Source organism: Dokdonia donghaensis DSW-1 (genome assembly GCF_001653755.1).
Classification (GTDB): Bacteria; Bacteroidota; Bacteroidia; order Flavobacteriales; family Flavobacteriaceae; genus Dokdonia; species Dokdonia donghaensis.
In genome coordinates this window covers 532,157-551,993 of record NZ_CP015125.1, presented here as the reverse complement: position 1 = coordinate 551,993, position 19,837 = coordinate 532,157, and the positions used below count along the sequence as shown (strand labels likewise).

General features: G+C 37.8%; 22 protein-coding genes. 18 read left to right on the top strand and 4 right to left on the bottom strand.

Going from position 1 to position 19,837, the window contains the following annotated elements:
• Positions 1-83 precede the first annotated feature (83 nt).
• The 5 genes from I597_RS02310 (at position 84) to I597_RS02290 (ending at position 4,957) form a co-directional block, all read left to right on the top strand.
• Positions 84-1,877 carry a tetratricopeptide repeat protein gene (locus tag I597_RS02310; protein ID WP_035325984.1) on the top strand — a complete coding sequence of 598 codons (1,794 nt, stop codon included), beginning with the start codon at positions 84-86 and terminating at the stop codon, positions 1,875-1,877.
• A 12-nt stretch (positions 1,878-1,889) separates the two neighbouring features.
• The gene (locus tag I597_RS02305; RefSeq protein ID WP_035325982.1) at positions 1,890-2,198 is read left to right on the top strand and encodes a DUF4286 family protein; all 309 of its coding nucleotides are present in this window, start codon (positions 1,890-1,892) and stop codon (positions 2,196-2,198) included.
• A gap of 49 nt (positions 2,199-2,247) precedes the next feature.
• Positions 2,248-3,114, top strand: a complete 867-nt coding sequence (rsmA, locus tag I597_RS02300; RefSeq protein WP_035325981.1) for a 16S rRNA (adenine(1518)-N(6)/adenine(1519)-N(6))-dimethyltransferase RsmA — start codon at positions 2,248-2,250, stop codon at positions 3,112-3,114.
• 71 nt (positions 3,115-3,185) lie between these two features.
• On the top strand, positions 3,186-4,535 hold the full coding sequence (mgtE, locus tag I597_RS02295) for a magnesium transporter (RefSeq protein WP_035325979.1): 1,350 nt from the start codon (positions 3,186-3,188) through the stop codon (positions 4,533-4,535).
• Complete coding sequence (locus tag I597_RS02290) at positions 4,532-4,957, top strand: acyl-CoA thioesterase (protein ID WP_035325978.1); 426 nt, start codon at positions 4,532-4,534, stop codon at positions 4,955-4,957. Before mgtE ends, I597_RS02290 begins: the two co-directional genes overlap by 4 nt.
• A 60-nt stretch (positions 4,958-5,017) precedes the next feature.
• On the opposite strand, the gene I597_RS02285 is transcribed toward I597_RS02290, so the two are convergent.
• Positions 5,018-6,391, bottom strand: a complete 1,374-nt coding sequence (locus tag I597_RS02285; protein ID WP_035325976.1) for a TlpA family protein disulfide reductase — start codon at positions 6,389-6,391, stop codon at positions 5,018-5,020.
• 124 nt (positions 6,392-6,515) lie between these two features.
• On the opposite strand from I597_RS02285, the gene I597_RS02280 reads away from it, so the two are divergent.
• The 12 genes from I597_RS02280 (at position 6,516) to I597_RS02230 (ending at position 14,991) form a co-directional block, all read left to right on the top strand.
• Positions 6,516-6,902: a cupin domain-containing protein gene (locus I597_RS02280; protein ID WP_035325975.1), complete on the top strand. Its 387-nt coding sequence runs from the start codon at positions 6,516-6,518 to the stop codon at positions 6,900-6,902.
• 9 nt (positions 6,903-6,911) lie between these two features.
• Positions 6,912-7,082 carry a hypothetical protein gene (locus I597_RS14855; protein WP_157496172.1) on the top strand — a complete coding sequence of 57 codons (171 nt, stop codon included), beginning with the start codon at positions 6,912-6,914 and terminating at the stop codon, positions 7,080-7,082.
• Entirely contained in the window at positions 7,082-8,029 is a 948-nt protein-coding gene (locus I597_RS02275) for a 2-hydroxyacid dehydrogenase (protein WP_035325974.1), read from the top strand. Before I597_RS14855 ends, I597_RS02275 begins: the two co-directional genes overlap by 1 nt.
• A 24-nt stretch (positions 8,030-8,053) precedes the next feature.
• A complete protein-coding gene (locus tag I597_RS02270; protein WP_035325972.1) occupies positions 8,054-8,566 on the top strand; it encodes a DUF4199 domain-containing protein in 513 nt (170 codons plus the stop codon).
• A gap of 22 nt (positions 8,567-8,588) precedes the next feature.
• Positions 8,589-8,984: a VOC family protein gene (locus tag I597_RS02265; RefSeq protein WP_035325971.1), complete on the top strand. Its 396-nt coding sequence runs from the start codon at positions 8,589-8,591 to the stop codon at positions 8,982-8,984.
• A gap of 60 nt (positions 8,985-9,044) precedes the next feature.
• A complete protein-coding gene (locus I597_RS02260) occupies positions 9,045-9,479 on the top strand; it encodes a TM2 domain-containing protein (RefSeq protein WP_035325969.1) in 435 nt (144 codons plus the stop codon).
• Positions 9,480-9,570: 91 nt separating this feature from the next.
• A complete protein-coding gene (locus I597_RS02255) occupies positions 9,571-9,900 on the top strand; it encodes an ArsR/SmtB family transcription factor (RefSeq protein ID WP_035325968.1) in 330 nt (109 codons plus the stop codon).
• On the top strand, positions 9,900-11,324 hold the full coding sequence (locus tag I597_RS02250) for a pyridoxal phosphate-dependent decarboxylase family protein (RefSeq protein ID WP_035325966.1): 1,425 nt from the start codon (positions 9,900-9,902) through the stop codon (positions 11,322-11,324). Before I597_RS02255 ends, I597_RS02250 begins: the two co-directional genes overlap by 1 nt.
• A 205-nt stretch (positions 11,325-11,529) precedes the next feature.
• Positions 11,530-13,023 (top strand): sensor histidine kinase, encoded by a 1,494-nt coding sequence (locus I597_RS02245; RefSeq protein WP_035325965.1) that lies wholly within the window; start codon positions 11,530-11,532, stop codon positions 13,021-13,023.
• A complete protein-coding gene (locus I597_RS02240; protein WP_035325964.1) occupies positions 13,020-13,424 on the top strand; it encodes a response regulator in 405 nt (134 codons plus the stop codon). The genes I597_RS02245 and I597_RS02240 overlap by 4 nt, the downstream gene beginning before the upstream one ends.
• A 259-nt stretch (positions 13,425-13,683) precedes the next feature.
• A complete protein-coding gene (locus tag I597_RS02235; RefSeq protein ID WP_035325962.1) occupies positions 13,684-14,166 on the top strand; it encodes a GNAT family N-acetyltransferase in 483 nt (160 codons plus the stop codon).
• A 111-nt stretch (positions 14,167-14,277) separates the two neighbouring features.
• Complete coding sequence (locus I597_RS02230; protein ID WP_035325961.1) at positions 14,278-14,991, top strand: flavodoxin family protein; 714 nt, start codon at positions 14,278-14,280, stop codon at positions 14,989-14,991.
• Between the two features lie 16 nt (positions 14,992-15,007).
• On the opposite strand, the gene I597_RS02225 is transcribed toward I597_RS02230, so the two are convergent.
• The 3 genes from I597_RS02225 to I597_RS02215 all read right to left on the bottom strand — a co-directional run bounded on the left by I597_RS02225 (position 15,008) and on the right by I597_RS02215 (position 18,708).
• A complete protein-coding gene (locus I597_RS02225) occupies positions 15,008-16,822 on the bottom strand; it encodes a GNAT family N-acyltransferase (RefSeq protein ID WP_035325959.1) in 1,815 nt (604 codons plus the stop codon).
• Between the two features lie 87 nt (positions 16,823-16,909).
• Complete coding sequence (locus I597_RS02220; protein ID WP_035325958.1) at positions 16,910-18,160, bottom strand: aspartate kinase; 1,251 nt, start codon at positions 18,158-18,160, stop codon at positions 16,910-16,912.
• Positions 18,161-18,219: 59 nt separating this feature from the next.
• On the bottom strand, positions 18,220-18,708 hold the full coding sequence (locus tag I597_RS02215; RefSeq protein ID WP_035325956.1) for a GNAT family N-acetyltransferase: 489 nt from the start codon (positions 18,706-18,708) through the stop codon (positions 18,220-18,222).
• 117 nt (positions 18,709-18,825) lie between these two features.
• Here I597_RS02215 and fbp point away from each other — a divergent pair, with 117 nt between their 5' ends.
• A complete protein-coding gene (gene fbp / locus I597_RS02210) occupies positions 18,826-19,830 on the top strand; it encodes a class 1 fructose-bisphosphatase (RefSeq protein WP_035325955.1) in 1,005 nt (334 codons plus the stop codon).
• Positions 19,831-19,837 lie beyond the last annotated feature (7 nt).

The window sequence follows — 19,837 nt, the reverse complement described above, 5'->3', positions numbered from 1 at the left end:
TGTAGCCTTTGTAATGGAACACTATTATAATATAGAAACGTGCTGCAGCAATGCTATGGCACGTTTTTCGTTATCTTTAGGCTATGAAGAAGAGTTTGTTACTACAAGTTGTTATGTTGTTGCTGGTTTCCGCTTTCGCGAAAGCGCAATCAGAACAGCTAGCGCGCAATTATGCAGACCAAGGCGAGTATCAAAAAGCCATTATCTCTTATAAAAAAGCCCTAGTAAAACAACGCGGAAACAGCGTACTACTCGCTGGGCTTATAAAAAGTTACCAGCAACTAGAGCAGTATAATAAAGCCGAAGAGGTGATAAGTCAAAATCTTAAAACCACGAGAGATAAAGGGTTTTTACTTGTAGAGTTAGGGTATAACCACCAGCTGCAAGCGCAAGACTCTATAGCCAGAAGTTATTATGACCAGGTAATTGAAGGCGTAGCACAGGGTACAATGAATCCTTATCGTGCCGCTCGCACCTTGCAACAGCATAGCCTGCTAGAAGAAGCCGTGCGTACTTATGAGGTGGGTATGGAGAGTAACCCTAATTCAAATTTTAATATACAGCTAGCAAAACTATATGGGGAACTAGGTGAAGTGCAAAAGATGTTTGATGCCTATCTCAACCTTATAAATAGAAGCGGGAAGTATGTGCAGGTGGCACAACGCAATTTCTCAATTTATATAAATGATGACCCGCTTAATGATGCAAATATCATTTTTAGAAAAACACTACTCAAGCGATTACAGTCTGAGCAAAACGTACTTTATAATGATTTGCTTAGTTGGCTATTTATCCAGCAAAAACAGTATAACAAAGCCTTTGCTCAAGAAAAAGCTATTTATCGCCGTACAGACGGAAGGTACGAGGGTTTAGAAAACCTTGCAGATATTGCCATAGAAGAAGGTGAGCTAGAAGATGCTAGAGAGATCTTACTATTTTTAAAAGAAAACATTGCAAATGAAGATGTAAAGCTAGAAGCCGAACAAAAACTTATAAAGATAGACATCGCTAGTGCTAGCACTGTAGATGCCCAAGAAGCTATAAAAAACAGGTATGAAGCTATTCTTGATGAGTATGGTCAAACACCATTTACCATACCGCTACAGATAGATTATGCGCATTATCTAGCCTTTAATATGGAGCAGCCAGATGCCGCGATTACGTATCTTAAAAAATCACTTAAGTCACCGTTAAGAAGATTTGACGAGGCGCGACTCAAGATGGAGCTTGCAGATGTACTCGTGCTCAAAGAGAAGTTTAACCAGGCACTTATCTATTACTCACAGATCCAGAACAAGATTAAAAATAATGTCATCTCACAAGAGGCACGATTTAAAGTTGCACAGACGAGTTACTATAAGGCAGATTTTGACTGGGCAGAGGCACAACTCAATGTACTTAAAGCGGGAGCCACACAACTCATTGCAAATGATGCTCTAGAGCTGCTACTCGTGATACGTGATAACTCTATGGATGATAGCTTGCAAACAGCGCTCAAAAAGTATGCTACGGCAAGCCTGCGTGCATATCAAAACAAGACCGAAGAGGCTATCGCCCTATATGACGATATACTAGAGGTTCATAAAGGAGAAAAGATAGAAGATGAGGCACTCCTGTCTCAAGCAAAACTTCTAGAAGCTAAAAAAGATTTCAAAAAAGCCGAAAAAAATTACCTCACCATTATAGAGTATTACAGCGATGGCGTACTAGCAGATGATGCTTATTATCGCCTAGCTAGACTATATGAAGGACCGCTCAATCAGCCAGAAAAGGCAAAAAATAATTATGAGCGCATCATATTTGACCTTGCAGATAGTATTTATTATGTAGAGGCACAAAAGCGATTTAGGAATTTGAGAGGCGACGCAATTAATTAGAAAATATAAAAAATGCTTATATATAACGTTACCATAAACATAGAAGAGTCTGTTGAAAAAGAATGGCTTATCTGGATGCAAGAAGTACACATACCAGAAGTGATTGCAACCGGAAAGTTTGAAAAAGCACTTATGACAAAAGTCCGTGCCGAAGAGGAGATGGGCGGAGTAACCTACTCTGTGCAATATGGTTGCCCTAGCCAGCAGCACCTTGATGCCTACTATGCCGAAGATCAAGCCAGATTACAAGCAGCAAGCAATAAGTTTGCGGGTAAATTTGTCGCTTTTAGAACAGAGCTTGAGGTAATCTCACAACACTAGTTTGCCGTCAAGAAAACATAAGCAACTCTTACTCACTAGCCCCACTACAATGCCAAAACAAAAAAAGAACAAAAAATTTGAAAAGCCACACGCAAACCGTGGTCATCGCGATCAAGGGGTGAAGGCAAAAAAGCACTTGGGGCAACACTTCTTAGGTGATGAGTCTGTGGCAAGAGATATAGGAGACACGCTCACACTAGAAGGATACAAGCACATCTTAGAGATAGGCCCAGGTACGGGAGTACTCACCAAGTATATTCTAGCAAAACCAGCACAACTCACGGTGATGGACCTAGATACCGAGTCTATTGAGTATTTAAGAAGCTCGTTTACGCTAGAGCATAAGCTCAATGATGAGAAGTTTACCGTGCTAGAAGCAGATTTTTTAAAGTACGACCTAGACACTATTTACCCTGGAGAGCCACTCGCTATCACAGGCAACTTTCCATATAATATAAGTACGCAAATAGTTTTTAAAACTATTGAGCACAAAGAGCGCATCCCAGAGTTTACGGGTATGTTTCAAAAAGAGGTTGCCGCGCGCATTTGTGCAAGCCACGGGAGCAAGACCTACGGCATTTTATCTGTACTAGCGCAAGCGTTTTATGATGCAGAATACTTATTTACGGTTCCTCCCACTGTTTTTATACCACCGCCTAAAGTAGATAGTGGAGTTTTACGCTTAAAGCGAAAAGAAAATTTTAAAAACATAGGTTGCTCAGAAGAAATGTTATTTAAGGTCGTAAAAATGGCATTTCAGCAGCGCCGAAAGACCTTGAGAAACAGTCTTAAGGGTATGGGGTTAAGTGACCGCTTTCGCGAAAGCGAAATACTTAATAAACGCCCAGAGCAAATCTCTGTACAAGGCTTTATAGAACTTACAGCAGCAATCACAAAAGATATAGAAGAGCAGTAAAATCTCTAGGCATTGTAATTACTCTGCGCAAGGGGTTTTCCTATATTTGTACTACTAGTAAAAACAAACCTATGCAATTTCAACTCACAAGCAATCTCATAGACCAGATACAAGCATACGTTTCTGTTCAAGATGAGGTAGCCCTCAAAGAATTGCTTACAGATCTTCACCACGCAGATATTGCAGAAATTCTTGATGAGGTAGATTCAGATGAGGCTGCCTACCTAGTTCTTCTCTTAGACAGTGAGCAAACCTCTGAGGCTCTTATGGAGCTAGACGAAGATGTACGAGAAAAACTTCTTGAAAACCTTACTCCCGCCGAAATTGCAGATGAGGTAGAAGAAATGGATACCGATGATGCGGTAGATATGATAGGTGAGCTAGATGATGATATACAGCTAGCAGTAATAAACCAGATAGAAGATGAAGAGCATAGAGCAGACATACGTGAGATGCTGCAATATGACGAGAATAGTGCTGGTGGCCTTATGGCAAAGGAGCTCATAAAAGTAAAAGAAACTTGGACTGTCGCAGGATGTGTGCGTGAGATGCGTCGCCAGGCAGAAGAGGTGACACGAGTGCACTCTATCTACGTGGTTACTAAAGAAAATGAACTCATAGGGAGACTGTCGCTCAAAGACCTTCTTACCTCAGATACGAGAACAAAAATATCTGAAATCTATATACCTAAAGTAGACTCTGTAAATGTAAATGACCCAGCAGAAGATGTTGCAAAGTTGATGCAAAAGTATGACCTAGAGGCTATACCCGTTGTAGATGATAAGCGTGTGCTGCAAGGACGCATTACAATAGATGATATTGTAGATTTTATAAAAGAAGAGGCCGAAAAAGATTACCAGATGGCAGCAGGTATCTCTCAAGATGTCGAGGCAGATGATAGCATACTACAACTCACTCGCGCGAGGTTGCCTTGGCTATTTTTAGGATTACTAGGTGGTGTAGGAGCTGCGGCTATTATGGGCGGTTTTGAAGAGGTGTTAAATGATCACGTTATTCTTTTACTATTTACACCGCTTATTGCTGCAATGGCTGGAAATGTAGGGGTGCAATCTAGTGCGATTATTGTACAAGGTCTTGCAAATGATGATGTAAAAGGAAGCATAGGTAACAGATTAATTAAGGAAATGCTGCTCGCAATGCTTAACGGTGCTGCGCTCGCCATTGTATTGTTCTTTTACGTATGGATATCAGAAAGTGCGGTAGACTATGCGACGTCTATATCAATTTCGCTATTTGTTGTAATTATTGTTGCCGGGATTATAGGTACGTTTATTCCGTTGTTTTTACATAAACGAGGGATTGATCCTGCGATTGCAACTGGGCCGTTTATTACTACAAGTAATGATATATTTGGGATACTTATTTACCTCTATATCGCAAAACTTATACTAGGTATTTGAGCCAGAAAAGCTATGAATATCACCTCACCGTACCAGCATCTGCTATAGATGTGCTCAACCACGTAAACAATGTTGTGTACTTAGACTGGGTGCAAATTGCTGCATCAAAACATTGGAACCACGTAACGAGAGACTATTTTAAAGACGAAGACCCAGCCGAAGAGCGACTAGGCATCAATAAAATGGCGTGGGTAGTAATGGATCACCATATAAAGTATCACGGGCAGGCATTTAAAGATGACGAGATTGTGGTAACAACTACGGTGGTTCAAATCTCTGGCGCGACCTCGCAGCGACATACCACTATAAAACGCAAGGGAGAAGAAAAAGTACTGGTGAGTACAGTTACAAACTGGTGCTTGCTCAAAATGCCCCAAGGACGACCTATGCGAGTACCGGTGGAGGTATTAGAATTGTTCTAATAAAAAAAGTGCTGTCATATGACAGCACTTTTTTGTAGTTATTATTTCTAATACCTTTTCTTATTTAATTCCCAGTTGAGTGAAGGTTGCTATAAGTTGTTCACTAGATGGCTTTGGAGCATCTGCACTCACAATATTTCCATTAGGGTCTATTAAAATAAATCTAGGAATCTCACGTATGGCATAATCTTTAACAAACGCAGATTCAAAATTGTTGTCTGCGATTAGTTGTGAGCCGCCAAGAGACTTGTCAGTCACCATCTTTCTCCATTTATCATAATTCTCCTCAAAGTCTACAGAGATACTTGCAAAGGCTATGTTTGCATCTTCATACTCACTTTCTAGCTTTTTTAAACTTGGTATCTCTGCGATGCAGGGAGAGCACCAAGTAGCCCAAACATCTATGTAAACATATTTACCTTCAAAATCTTGAAGCTTAGTAGTTCCCCCATTAAAGTTTTCGAAGTCAAAAGTAGGAGACCTTTTTCCTCTGAGAAGATTGCTCACTTTTTTAAAGCGATCTTGTATCACTTTCTTAGTCTCATTGCCAGTTGCTAGATTAAGTAACTCTTCCTTGATTTGAGCACTATTCTCTTTGGGAATATATAAAAACATAATACTTTGAATAACGGCGTCACGTATAGAAGGACTCGTCTTTTCTTTCAAAATTTCGATAATTTCTTCAGTCAATCTTTCATCTCCGCCTCTTTTGTAAGCATCATCCTTTATTTTAGCTGTAATCATCCATCGATATTTTTGAAAACTTGACGCATATATTTCATTGTCTTTGTCTAAGTTATTGTACGTATCCTTGAATGCTTTGGGAACTTCGAAAGTGTCGATTTTATGAATGCTTTTGTACCATCTTGGGTATTCATTGTATGTATATATTTCATCAAATTTTAATGCTTGTTCTTCTAGTAATTTAAAGGACATATCTGCAGTGAGAGTAGAAAGATCTTTTTTTAAAGAATTGAATATACTGTCCCATCTTTGTTTAAAAGCTTCTGGTTCTTTCCCAAATAATTCTGATGAGTTGTCGCGTGTTACTTTTAAGGCACTGGATTTCTTAGCTAGATAGTCAACAATAGCTTGATTACCCTCTGTAATTTCCAGTGTGGGATGTTCCTCATTTAGATCTACTGTAAAGGATGTTGTGCTTCCTTTTTGTACGAATAGGGGAAAACTAGTCTTACCTATGTCAATTGAAAAATATCCATCAGCATCTATATCTAGTGTATCTGTGAAACTGCCATTTTCATCTAATTCACTGGAGCGAGAAACACTTAAATTACCCCAAAGATATGCCTCTGTGGTTGTCGCGTTTTTAAATGTTCCTTTGATTATAGTTAATTGTTCTGAAGTTTCTTGCTGGCAGCTTATTAAAAGAAATAAAACTCCAAGAATTGTTAGTGTGATATTTGTCGTTTTCATTTTTGATGATGATTTAAAATGTAAACTACGGTATTATTGAATGTCTGTCAAAAAATTAAGTTTTTTATAACTTCTTCTATATTTAGACGAGCACTTTAGATACCTTTATTCTAAATACGATAAAATGAAACCCATTAATCTCGACGATAAATTTACCAAATTTGATAAGCAATGGCATCCACACCAGATTGCTACGGTAGATGATATGCAAGTACTTTTAGCAAAGGTTTCAGGTGAATTTGTATGGCATAGTCATAAGGATGAAGACGAGTTATTTTTTGTGCAAAAAGGGGTGTTAGAAATGCGCTTTCGCGAAAGCGGAAATCCAGAAAAAGAGTGGTCAGAAATTGTTCATCAAGGTGAAATCATAGTTGTGCCTAAAGGCGTAGAACATTGCCCAACTACCAAAGATGGAAAAGAGGTACACCTACTGCTTTTCGAAAAATCAAGTACGGCCCACACGGGAGAAGTAACAGACGCCAAAACGCAAACAGATTATCCTAAAATTTAAAAGAGAAATATGAATAAGAACAAGATAGCAGGAATTATTGTTATGGCCATTGCGGGGATATTATTATACGCATTTGATGACACATCTGGAGGTGTAGGTTTTGTAACTGGTGCAATGATGGCAATAGGATTAGGTTTCTTCTTAGGTTTGATACCAGCTAGAAAAAATATAACTAAGTAATGAAAATACTCCACCTAGATAATAACCACCCGCTACTGGTAAAGCAACTTGAAGAAGCAGGCCATACTAATGTTGAAAATTTCACCATTTCAAAAGAAGAGACAGAGGCTATCATAGCAGATTATGAGGGTATTGTAATACGCAGTCGTTTTAAAATAGATAAGCAGTTTATAGATGTTGCTCCTCACCTTAAATTTATTGCTCGCGTAGGCGCAGGTCTAGAGAGTATAGACATCCCTTATGCTGAGAGTAAAGGCATTTATCTCATCAGTGCGCCAGAGGGTAACCGCAATGCCGTAGGGGAGCAATCACTAGGGATGCTGCTCAGTCTTTTTAATAATTTAAATAGAGCAGATGCCCAGGTAAAAGCCGGTCACTGGAACCGAGAGCCTAATCGCGGTGTTGAGCTAGAAGGAAAGACAGTGGGGATCATAGGCTATGGTAATATGGGGAAAGCCTTTGCAAGGAAATTACAAGGTTTTGACTGTAAAGTGCTTTGTTATGATATAAAGGAAAAGGTGGGTGATAGTAATGCTACGCAGGTGTCACTGAGCATATTTCAAGAAGAGGTAGATGTTGTGAGTTTACACACGCCTTGGACTCCACAAACAGATAAGATGGTAAATACTACTTTTATAAATGCTTTTGCAAAACCTTTTTATCTCATAAACACGGCAAGAGGGAAATCTGTTGTAACAAAAGACCTTGTAGCGGCTTTGAAAGCAAAAAAAATACTGGGAGCTGGACTGGATGTACTTGAGTATGAAAAATTATCTTTTGAGAATTTATTTACCACAGACGGAAATTCAAACCTGCCAGAACCCTTACAATATCTTATTGAGCAAGATAATGTACTGCTCACACCGCACATTGCAGGGTGGACGGTTGAGAGTAAAATAAAACTAGCGCAAACCATAGTAGATAAGATACTGCAGCGTTTTTCTTAAATTGATGTTTTAAAAGATAAGTATATGAGTTTAGTGATAAAGAAATTTGGTGCGATTGCATTCTTTTTAGGTCTCCTAGGGTTTACGCTTGCGCTTTATTTAGGTAAGAGCCTAGATTACGGTACGCAAGAACTCGTAGGTTGGGGAGTTATGGGTATGACAGCAGCGATGGTGTACTTTGGAGTGGCGTACCAGCGTGACACGGTTAATGCGGGTAAAATCTCTTTTGGTAGCGCTTTAAAAACAGGGATTATTATTGCTGCTTTGGGCGGTTTAGGTGTAGCACTGGCAGATATAGTGTATACCTTATTTGTAAATCCATCTTTTTTTATTGAGTACAATGACTATGCTAGAGATCTAGCAGAGCAGTCTAATAATCAAGCTGCGATAGATCAACTTGCTCGCCAGCGAGAGATGTATGAGGATTATAGCGGTACTCAAATGTCATTTATAGCTGGATTAATGATGTTTGTAATGACGTTTATGCTTGGTTTTGTGGTGAGCTTACTTGCCGCTGTGATTTTAAAGAAAAAATAGTTCTTCATACGATAATATTTTAATTATGAAAAGAGTAACAGGCATAGGCGGGATGTTTTTTAAGAGTGAAGATCCAGATGCTCAAAAAAGCTGGTATAAAAAGCACCTAGGTATCCCTACAGATCAATACGGCTGGACCTTCTGGTGGCGTGATGAAAATGGCAATAAGTGCTCTACCCAATGGAGCCCTATGAATGCGGATACAGAATACTTCTCTCCCAGCAAGAAACAGTTTATGTTTAATTTTAGGGTAGACAATCTCATAGAGTTACTTAAAGTGCTTAAGGAAGAAGGTGTTACCATAGTAGGAGAGGTAGAGGAGTATAGCTATGGTAAATTTGGCTGGATACTAGATCCAGAAGGAAATAAAATAGAATTATGGGAACCTATAGACAGTGTTTTTGAAAAAGATAATTAGTACGATAATTACGTATATCTTTTTTGTAGTTTTAATGGCAACAAACTAACAACCAATAATATGAGTACAGAAGACAACAAAATACCAGGCGACAAGCCCGAAAATGACGGCAAACGTATGGCAGACGAGGCAAAAGATGCTGTAAATGACTTTGCAGAAGATGCTAAGGAGACTGCAAAAGAATTTAGCCAGAGCGCAAAAGAAGAATGGAATAAAGTAACAGGTAGTGCAGAAAGTAAAAAAGTACTTGCAGGAATTTTGGCCATTTTTCTTGGAGCATTTGGAGTGCATAAATTTATATTAGGATACCAGAAAGAGGGTATCATAATGCTTGTACTAAGTGTTGTGGGCATAGTGCTTTCTTGTGTAGGTATAGGTGTACTTCTAGTTTGGGCTGTAGGCCTAGTAGGACTTATAGAGGGCATCATTTACCTCACAAAATCTGATGAAGAATTTTATAACACATACCAAGCGGGTAGAAAACCTTGGTTCTAGTATAATTAAAAAGCTCAGTATAAAACTGGGCTTTTTTTATTTTCTATTTTAATGTAATATTGCGATATTACATATTCAAATAAAACGTATTATGGGAGTTACAAAGAGGCATATACACTCTATGAGAGCAAATCAAATTGCAGATGTTGCAAAGATTCTTTCTAATCCTGCTAGAGTGGCCATTATAGAATATATAGGGGATTGTGACGGCTGTTTGTGTCAAGATATATCAGATAAGATACGACTATCACAACCTACAACCTCTCAGCACCTGCAGGTTATAAAGAGAACCGGAGTTTTAAAGAGTCAGTTTAAAGGGAAGGCACAATATTATAGTATTGATGCTCGTAAATGGGGACAACTACAGACCTTGTTTAATGACTTTTTTGAGCTTACAAAATCAAAAATGGCAGATAAGTAATGAGCACACCACTACTGCATAAAGCTTATGATAGTGCCCTCTTTAAAAATGAAGGAGAGCAACTTGTTAGTTTGCTAGCAGACTATCTACATACCACAACAACTGGTGGTTCAGATAAAGTGTTGAGATGGACTGAGCCAGAAGATGAGTACACATTTTGGCAACAATATCTCTCAACATCACATAGTACTTCAGATTTTTTTAAAGAAGTACTAGAGCGATCTATACACACCCATCACCCTAATTATATTGGTCATCAAGTTGCACCCACTGTACCGGTGTCTGCTCTTGCAACATTATTGAGCGCACAACTTAATAATGGGATGGCAGTATATGAGATGGGAGCTGCTGCCACGGCAATAGAGCGCCTTGTTATAAACACCTTTTGTAAGGCTATAGGGTACACAAACGGAGATGGATTTCTCACCTCTGGAGGTACCCTTGCAAACCTCACAGGGCTTCTTGCAGCACGCAGGGCTAAGGCTACAGATGATGTGTGGAATGAAGGTCACAGCAAGAAACTAGCCATTATGGTTTCAGAAGAGGCACATTATTGTGTAGATAGAGCCGCTCGTATAATGGGACTAGGAAGTGATGGAATCATAAAAGTACCCGCAGGCGATAATTACCAGATACAGACAGATGCTTTAGAGTCGTATTACACTTCGGCGATAAAAAATGGTTTTGAGGTAATTGCAATTGTAGGCAGTGCGCCAAGTACGAGTACGGGAGTGTATGATGATTTGGAGAAGGTTTACGCTTTCGCGAAAGCAAAAAAAATATGGTTTCATATAGATGCTGCACACGGCGGTGCGGCCATATTTTCTAAAAAGTATAAGCACCTTCTCAATGGAGCCCATAAGGCAGATTCTATAATTATAGATGGTCACAAAATGATGGGAACTAGCGCCATCACTACAGCCGTTATTTTTAAAAATAGCACAGATAGCTATGCCACCTTTGAGCAAAAAGCGCAATACCTATGGGAGAAAAATGACGATGCAGACTGGTTTAATATGGCAAAGAGAACCTTTGAGTGCACAAAGAGTATGATGAGTGTGCGCTTTTATGCTATTATAAATGCATATGGTTTACAGTTTTTTGACGATTTTGTTACTACACTTTATGATGCTGCACAGCAATTTAGCGATCTCATAGCTGCTCAGCCAGATTTTGAAATTGCTCTTGAGCCGGTGTCAAATATTGTTTGCTTTAGATATAAACCTTCTAATCAAGAGGATGTAAATGAAGTAAATAAGCGTATAAGAAGAGTTCTTCTAGAAGATGGAGAGTTTTATATAGTAGCTACCACGCTGCGTGGTGAGTATTACTTGCGCACTACGTTTATGAATCCTTTTACTACACAAAAACATACTGAACGCTTGATAACTATTATAAGAAAAGTAGCAGCTATACATCGTTAAAAATATAATACTTACAAATAATTAACACCTTTGTGATTGTATCAAGTATAATTACTTGTCTTCCTTGCGTTCTTACTTAATAGACTGATAGGTGAAATCTTGTTACCAAAAGGTTGAGGATTAAGTTGGTCTTAGGTTTAAAATAAAATTTCTTACTTTAGTTCCATAATACAATGTTTCTTAGAGTATTATGTTAACTGTGTAAATGAAATTTTTTAGTTCCCCAACGTCGTTATTTCCATCATTTGATGAAAACGCATCTTTATTATTACAAGAAGCGGCCTCAATAGGTATATGGGAGTATAGTGTAAGTGAAGATAAGGTGTATTGGAGTGTTGGTACAAAAAAACTACACGGCGTACCGGAAGATTATGAGCCCACTGTTTCAGACGGGATACTCTTTTATAAAGAGGGTTATCATAGAGAAAATATAGAGAGAGACTTTAATAATGCTATTTCTAACTTAAAGAAATTTGATGGACATTATGTTATTATCACTGCATCTGGCGAAGAAAAGTGGTTTAGATCTGTAGGTGTACCTGTTATTCAAAGTGGAAAATGTGTCAAGATATATGGGGTCTTTCAAGATATTGACTTTCAAAAAAAGGCGCAGATAGAGCTTAAGCAAAAAGAACAAAAATTTAGGAAGACGTTTACAAACGCTCCTAATGGTATGGGTCTTATTTCTCTTGAAGGAAACTGGATACAAATTAATGATCAGATTTCTAAAATATTTGGTTATTCAGAAGATGAAATAAAATCAACAAGTCTTAGTGATTTATGTCATCCTGCAGAAAACCCAATTGAATTTACCCTTATAGAAAAATTACTATCAAGAGATATTGAAAACCATCAAGCAGAAAGACGTTTTATTCACAAAACAGGTAAAACTATATGGGTAGATCTTTCTGTATCATTAGTAAAATCTGAGCTGTCCACTCCAGGGTATTTTATATGTCAGATTACAGACATAACGTCTCAAAAAAATGCAAACCAAAGAATAGAAGATCTTTTAAATAAGACAGAGGGTCAAAACGAGAAATTATTAAACTTCAAGCATATTGTCTCACATAATTTGAGATCACATACCAGTAATTTAGAAATGTTATTAAAATTTTTAAAACAGGATATACCTTGTATAAAGGAGCTCTCTGTGTTTAAAATGCTTGAAGATGCATTTAGTAATCTTGAGGAAACAATTGATAATTTAAGCGAAGTATCTTCATTTGAAAACGTTACTGAAGATGATTTTATAGAGATTAACCTTCTTGAAATAATAAACAAAACACTTGTAGGTTTAAATACATTATTTGATGAAGTGCGAGGTGAAGTAGTAGTAAATGTGCCTAAAGACCTTTGTGTTATGGCCGTCCCAGAATATTTAAGAAGTATTTTTCTAAATATTTTGTCTAATACCATATCATATAGACGAGACAACGAGTTACTTAAAGTCATAATTAACATTACACAAAATGATGATTATTTAATCATTCATTTTGTAGACAATGGTCTAGGTATAAATTTAGATTTACACGGTAGTAAAATATTTGGTTTATATAAAACTTTCCATCGTAAGGAGAATTCGAGAGGTCTCGGCTTGTATATTGTAAAAAGTCAAGTAGAAGCATTAGGAGGTTGTGTTCAAGTAGAAAGTAAAGTAGGTCAAGGATCGACATTTAAAATTTATTTAAAAAAATGAAGCAAATAGATATAGCTTGTATAATAGATGATGATCCGATTTTTGTTTTTGGAGCGCAGCGTTTAATGAAATTGAGTAATTTTTGTAAAGGGTTTTTAATTTTTCACGACGGTGAACAGGCGCTTAATCATCTTGTACCTGTACTTCGAGGAACAGTAAAATCTGCAATTCCAGATGTAATATTATTAGACATAAATATGCCTATTTTAGATGGGTGGCAATTTCTTGATGGTATAATTACCATTGAGGTTGTCAAGGAGATTACTATTTTTATTGTAACAAGTTCAATAGATCCTAGAGATAAAGAAAAAGCCGAAACCTACAGTAATGTAAAGAACTTTATTGTTAAACCTATTACTCAAGATAAGCTCAACGACTTGATGTCACAAATGCCGGACTAGTTTTTTTGCTTTCGCGAAAGCTAGCGACCTAATTGTAGTTTAGCAATATTTTCAAATTGTTTTAGAGCCGGTATCAAAGATTATATACTTTCTATTTTTGTAACCACGCTAAGTAGAAAGTACTACGTTTATGAATCCTTTCAGAAAAAAAAGCTCATACGTAACTGGTTATTAGTAAAATAAGAGCTATTGCAGATGCCAGTCTTTAAGAGCATCTTTATAAGAGATTAAGATGTGATATGTTGTAAAGTTTTATTCAGTGACCATTAGACCGTTATTAAAAGAGGATTATACCCATTGCGCTCAGATTTATCAAGATGGGTTAGATACAGGTATGGCAACTTTTGAGACTATAGTCCCAGACTGGATGAGTTGGGATGCTAAGTTTTTAAAGCAGTGTAGATTTGTTGCAATTAAAGAAGAGGTTATACTAGGTTGGGTAGCACTCACTCCATTTTCTACCCGTGAAGTTTATAAAGGTGTAGCAGAGGTTACCTTATATATTTCTAAAACCGCCAGAGGCAAAGGGATAGGACGAGCATTACTTATGACCGCAATAAAGGAAAGTGAGCGAGTGGGTTTCTGGACTTTACAAGCCAAAATCTTTGCTCAAAATGAAGCTAGTATCGCTTTATTTCAAAAATGTGGTTTTAGAATAGTGGGTGTACGTGAGAAGTTAGCGATGAGAGATGGTATATGGCACGACAATGTGCTTCTTGAGAAGAGGAGTGAGCTGTTTTAGGTAGTATAAGGGAATAGGAGACTCTCTAGAATGGTATTTTAGTTAGGGGTTAAGAATTCATTATCAATGGATTTGTAAGTAATGAGTAACTTATAGGACAAAATCTACCATATGAAAAATACGAACGACTTCTCGGCATTAAAAGCTTTGTACATCAACTGTACTCTTAAAAAGACACCGCGTATGAGCCATACTCGAGCCCTTATGGATGTATCAATGGATATTATGAAATCTGAAGGGGTCGCGGTGGAGCATCTACGCTTTGTTGATCACGACGTTGCTTATGGTGTATATCACGATATGACAGAACACGGTGAGCATAAAGATGAGTGGCCGGCTATTTTTAAAAAAATAGAAGAAGCAGATATTCTTGTAATAGGTAGCCCTATATGGCTGGGAGAAAAATCTTCTGTAGCGACAAAACTGATTGAACGCTTGTATGGAGAGAGTGGTAACCGTAATGAAAAAGGGCAATACTATTTTTACGGTAAAGTAGGTGGTTGTATCATTACTGGTAATGAGGATGGTATAAAGCACGTTGCTATGGGAACACTCTATGCTTTGCAACATATAGGTTACAGTATTCCTCCTCAAGCAGATTGTGGGTGGATAGGTGAGGCAGGACCAGGTGCTAGCTATAATGATGAGGAAAGTGGTGCAAAGAATAATGACTTTACAAATCGTAATACCACCTTTATGACGTATAACTTACTGCACCTGGCAAAAATGCTTAAGGATCAGGGTGGATACCCTGCTTATGGTAATTCTAGAGGTGATTGGGATGATGGGACAAGATGGAATTTTGAAAATCCAGAATATAGATAGAGACTCTTGTAAGGGCCTACTCCTCTTCTGGGATGCGTTGCCCGTACTTTTTTTCTAGCTCTGCTTGAAACTCTTCCATAACAGGTTTTACAGTGCTTTCTGGAAGATCTGATATGCGTATGTACATCAAGCCATCTATAGCATTGTTAAAGAGGGGGTCTACATTAAAGGCTATAACCTTTGCATTTTGTTTTATATACTTTTTTATAAGTACAGGGAGACGTAAAGAACCTGGCTCAACTTCTTCTATAAGCTTGTCAAACTTGTTGAGATCTGCTTTGCTTTCATCAAAAACAAATTCTTTATCTGCATCTTTAAGTTTTACCTTCCACTCCTTTTTTGGGCGTATATACTGTGCCACGTAAGGATCATAATAATGGGACTTCATAAACTCTATCATAAGAGATTTTGAGAAGTTAGAAAACTGGTTTGAGATACTTACACCACCTATGAGATATTTGTGTTCTGGAAAGCGAAGTGTGGTGTGTACAATACCTTTCCACAATAGAAAAAGTGGCATAGGCTTTTGTTGATACTCTTTTGTGATAAAAGCGCGTCCCATCTCTATACTCTCGCTCATCATTTTGTGAAGCTCCGGTTCAAAACGAAAAAGATCTTGAAGGTAAAAACCATCAATTCCATATTCCTTATAAATTTTTGACCCTAGCCCCATTCTGTACGCTCCGGCAAGAGTGTTTTCTTTATTATCCCATAAAAACATATGGTAATAATACCTGTCAAATTTATCGAGGTCTATGGCTTCATTTGTACCTTCCCCAATGGCTCTAAATGTGATCTCTCTCAAGCGGCCTATCTCACGTAAGATGTTAGGTATTTCTTGAGCAGGGGCTAGGTAGACTTCGTAGTTTTTACTTTGTAGTAAACGACGGTCTTTTTCGCGCAAGCGTAAAATTTCATCTTCTATGAGATCACTACTTATTTCGGTTACGATCTTTTTAGGTTCTTTTGTGACCTTAAGCTTTTGCGGGATATCTTTTAGTAAGCTGTTTTTTTCAAAAGAGTTTGCAAGCATATATGTTTTCTTGCGTAAGAACTCTGTAAAATCTGCAAGTGACTCGTGCTCCTTTTGTGCAGCAACTTTTATAGGATTCCCTATACGCACCTTTATGACTCTATGCTTTTGAGTTAGAAGTTCGCTAGGCAACTTTGCGGTACGTAGCGTGTCGCTTAGTCGTGATAGTTGATAAAAAAGCCTGCTGTTTTTTGCGTGAAAATAGATAGGGACAACCGGAACCTCTGCTTTTTTAATAAGCTTCATTGCTGCTTCTTCCCACGGCTTATCTATAATGAGCTTGTCATCTTTATAGGTAGATACTTCTCCAGCAGGAAATACACCTAGAGGGTGGCCGTCTCGCAGGTGTGAGATGGCGCTTTTAAAACCTGCAATACTAGATTTAACGTCCTTTTTATTTTCAAAAGGATTTACAGGCATCACATAAGGCTTAAGTGGCTCAATACGGTGTAATAAAAAATTTGCTATGATTTTAAAATCTGGACGCTGCTCGAGCATAAGTTTGAGCAGTAATATTCCGTCTATGCCCCCTAGTGGGTGATTTGATATCGTAATGTAAGCGCCACTCTTTGGGAGTCTCTTGAGGTCTTCTTCTGGTATTTCAAATTTAATCTTAAACTCGTCTAGTAGTGCATTGAGAAACTCGAGATCGCCTAGGTGCTTATTGCGATCATAGATTTTATTTGCCGTAGAGATTTTTAGAACCTTCATTAATGACCACCCAATAAAAGTGCCTACAAAACCGAATTTATCGACATTGATAGCGCGAGCAACTTCTTTTGCGGTGACTAGACCCATACAATTATTGGTAGTTTATTAAGAAGGCAAATATAACAAATAGGGGTACTGTAATTAAATTTTGTTTAACCTATGGACAAGACTACATTAGTTTTGTGTCACAAGTTGCACTGTATTTTGTGTCGCCTGCTTGAGAAGTACCTCTTTACCTTCTTGAAAGTTATCTAAAGCGTTCTGGTTAAAATGCCTAATAGTGTAAAGATGCACATTAGGCGTAACGGTTACTTTAAATTTTCCTTTGAGTTGATTTACAAGCTTTTCTAAGCCGTTAAACTTATTATCTACACAAAGAGAGAAGCTTATGGCAGAGTTCTGTATAAGATCTACTTTAAGCTTGTATAATGCTAATAGTTGAAATATCTCTGCAATATTATCTTCTACCATAAATGAGAAGTCAAGAGATGATAATGATATTAATATCTGGCTTTTCTTTACAATATAGCAAGGTACTTCTGGCACTAGTGATGCGACTGCGCTTACCATTGTGCCTGGATTTTTTGGATTTAAAAAAGACTTCACATATAATGGTATCTCTTTGCGCTGTAGTGGTTGTAGGGTTTTAGGGTGAATAACTGATGCGCCATAAAAAGCAAGCTCTATCGCTTCCTCATAGGGTATCTGGTGCAAGAGCTCTGTATTGTTAAACACACGAGGATCACCATTTAAAACTCCAGGGACATCTTTCCAAATGGTAAGACTACAAGCATTGAGGCAGTAGGCAAAAATACCTCCCGTATAGTCAGACCCTTCCCTGCCTAAAGTGGTGGTGAAGTTATTACTGTCTGAGGCTATAAACCCCTGAGTGATGGATAGCGCTGTGGGGTCTACAGATTCTTTTATGGCAAGTTGCGTTATGTCCCAGTCTATGCGCCCGTCTCGGTAGCTATTATCAGTTTTTAAAATAGTTCTAGCATCTAGCCAAGTGTTTCTAACTCCTTGATCTGTGAGATATGCACTTACAATTGTGGTGGACAGTAATTCACCATAAGAAACAATCTGGTCGTATACAAAATCATATTTTGGAGATTTGTTCCACGCGAGAAAGCCTTTTAACTCTTCAAATAATGCTTTTAAAGATGTAAAAATAGTATGCCCAGGTGTAAATAGGTCGCTGGCTATCTGCGTGTGATAGTCTACTGTGGCTTTGAGATGTTCTGGCAGTAATATTTTATCGTTAAGATAGGCATTTACAATTGCCTCCATCGCATTTGTAGTTTTCCCCATTGCAGAGATGACCACAAGTTTTTCTGTCACTCCAGTTTCATTAAGAACGGTGGCAATATTCTTTATCCCAGCTGCATCCTTTACAGAGGCTCCCCCAAATTTAAATACCTGCATATTAAAAAGTGTTGTGTTGTGTTTAAGTGCGCTTTCGCGAAAGCGTGATTACCACATTACTAAGATGGCGTTATGGTTTTAATGTATTTATGTAAACGCCCTTCGTCCATCTGTACTAGATACCAGTCTTTGAGGAATTGAGCGCCACTTTTTTCATAAAAGGCTATGGCGTTTTTATTCCAGTCTAGTACGACCCATTCAACCCTTTTAACCCCATTTTCTTTACCAAAAGTCATTACTTGGTCATATAATTTTTTACCTACTCCTTTGCCTCGATATTCCTCTCTTACCACAAGGTCTTCTAGGTGTAGTGATTTTCCGTCCCAGGTAGAAAAGCGATAATAACATAGCGCCATACCGATAACGGTGTCATTTTCTTTGGCTACAAAACAATAAAAAAGGGGGTTGTCACCAAATCCATTTTCTATTAAAATGTCTTCGTTAATCTTTACAGCATCTGGTTCTTTCTCAAAAACTGCCAGTTCATTAATGAGAGATAATACAGCGGGCATATCTTCTGGAGTTGCCTTTTTGATAGCGAGGTTCATAAGCTTCTTGTTATTCTAAAAAGCTAAGGTATATAATTACAGTAACTATTCTTGTGCGAAAACGTTGTCGTAAGTGCATTTTAGAATTACATTTACATAAATTTTAAAAACACTAAAGTGTCACGTAAAAATCAAACTCTAGGCGAATTTATAATTGAAAACCAAGCAGAATTCCAGTACTCATCTGGAGAGCTATCTCGCTTAATAAACTCTATAAGGCTGGCAGCAAAGGTTGTAAACCACGAGGTAAATAAGGCAGGGCTAGTAGATATAGTAGGTGCCGCTGGAGAGACTAACATACAGGGTGAAGACCAGCAAAAGCTGGATGTAATGGCAAATGATACCTTCATAAGAACGCTTACTAATCGTAATATTTTATGTGGTATTGCCAGCGAAGAAAATGATGATTTTATCTCCCTAGAAGGTCAAAATGGTGACAATAACAATAAATATATCTTACTTATGGATCCCCTAGATGGATCTTCAAACATAGATGTAAATGTGTCTGTAGGAACTATTTTTTCAATATATAGAAGGGTTACGCCACCAGGTACTCCTGTGACTATAGAAGATTTTTTACAACCAGGGAGAGAGCAAGTAGCTGCTGGTTATATTGTATATGGTACCTCTACTATGATTGTCTACACAACAGGTCACGGGGTAAATGGATTTACTCTCAACCCTGCAATAGGTACTTTTTACTTATCACACCCTAATATGCAGTTTCCAGAGATGGGTAATATTTATTCTGTAAACGAGGGTAACTATGTACAATTTCCGGATGGTGTGAAGAAGTATATAAAATACTGTCAAGAAGAAGCCGAGGGACGTCCTTATACATCACGATATATAGGGTCGTTAGTGTCTGATATACATAGAAATATGATAAAAGGTGGTATATATATGTACCCAAAAAGTTCAAAAGCTACAAATGGAAAATTACGCCTTCTTTATGAGTGCAATCCTATGGCTTTTATAGCAGAGCAGGCAGGAGGTAAAGCTAGTGATGGTTACACACGTATTTTAGACTTAAAACCTACAGAGCTACACGAGCGTGTTCCCTTCTTTTGCGGGAGCAGATTAATGGTCGAAAAAGCCGAAAGTTTTATGAATAACGATTAAAAAAGAA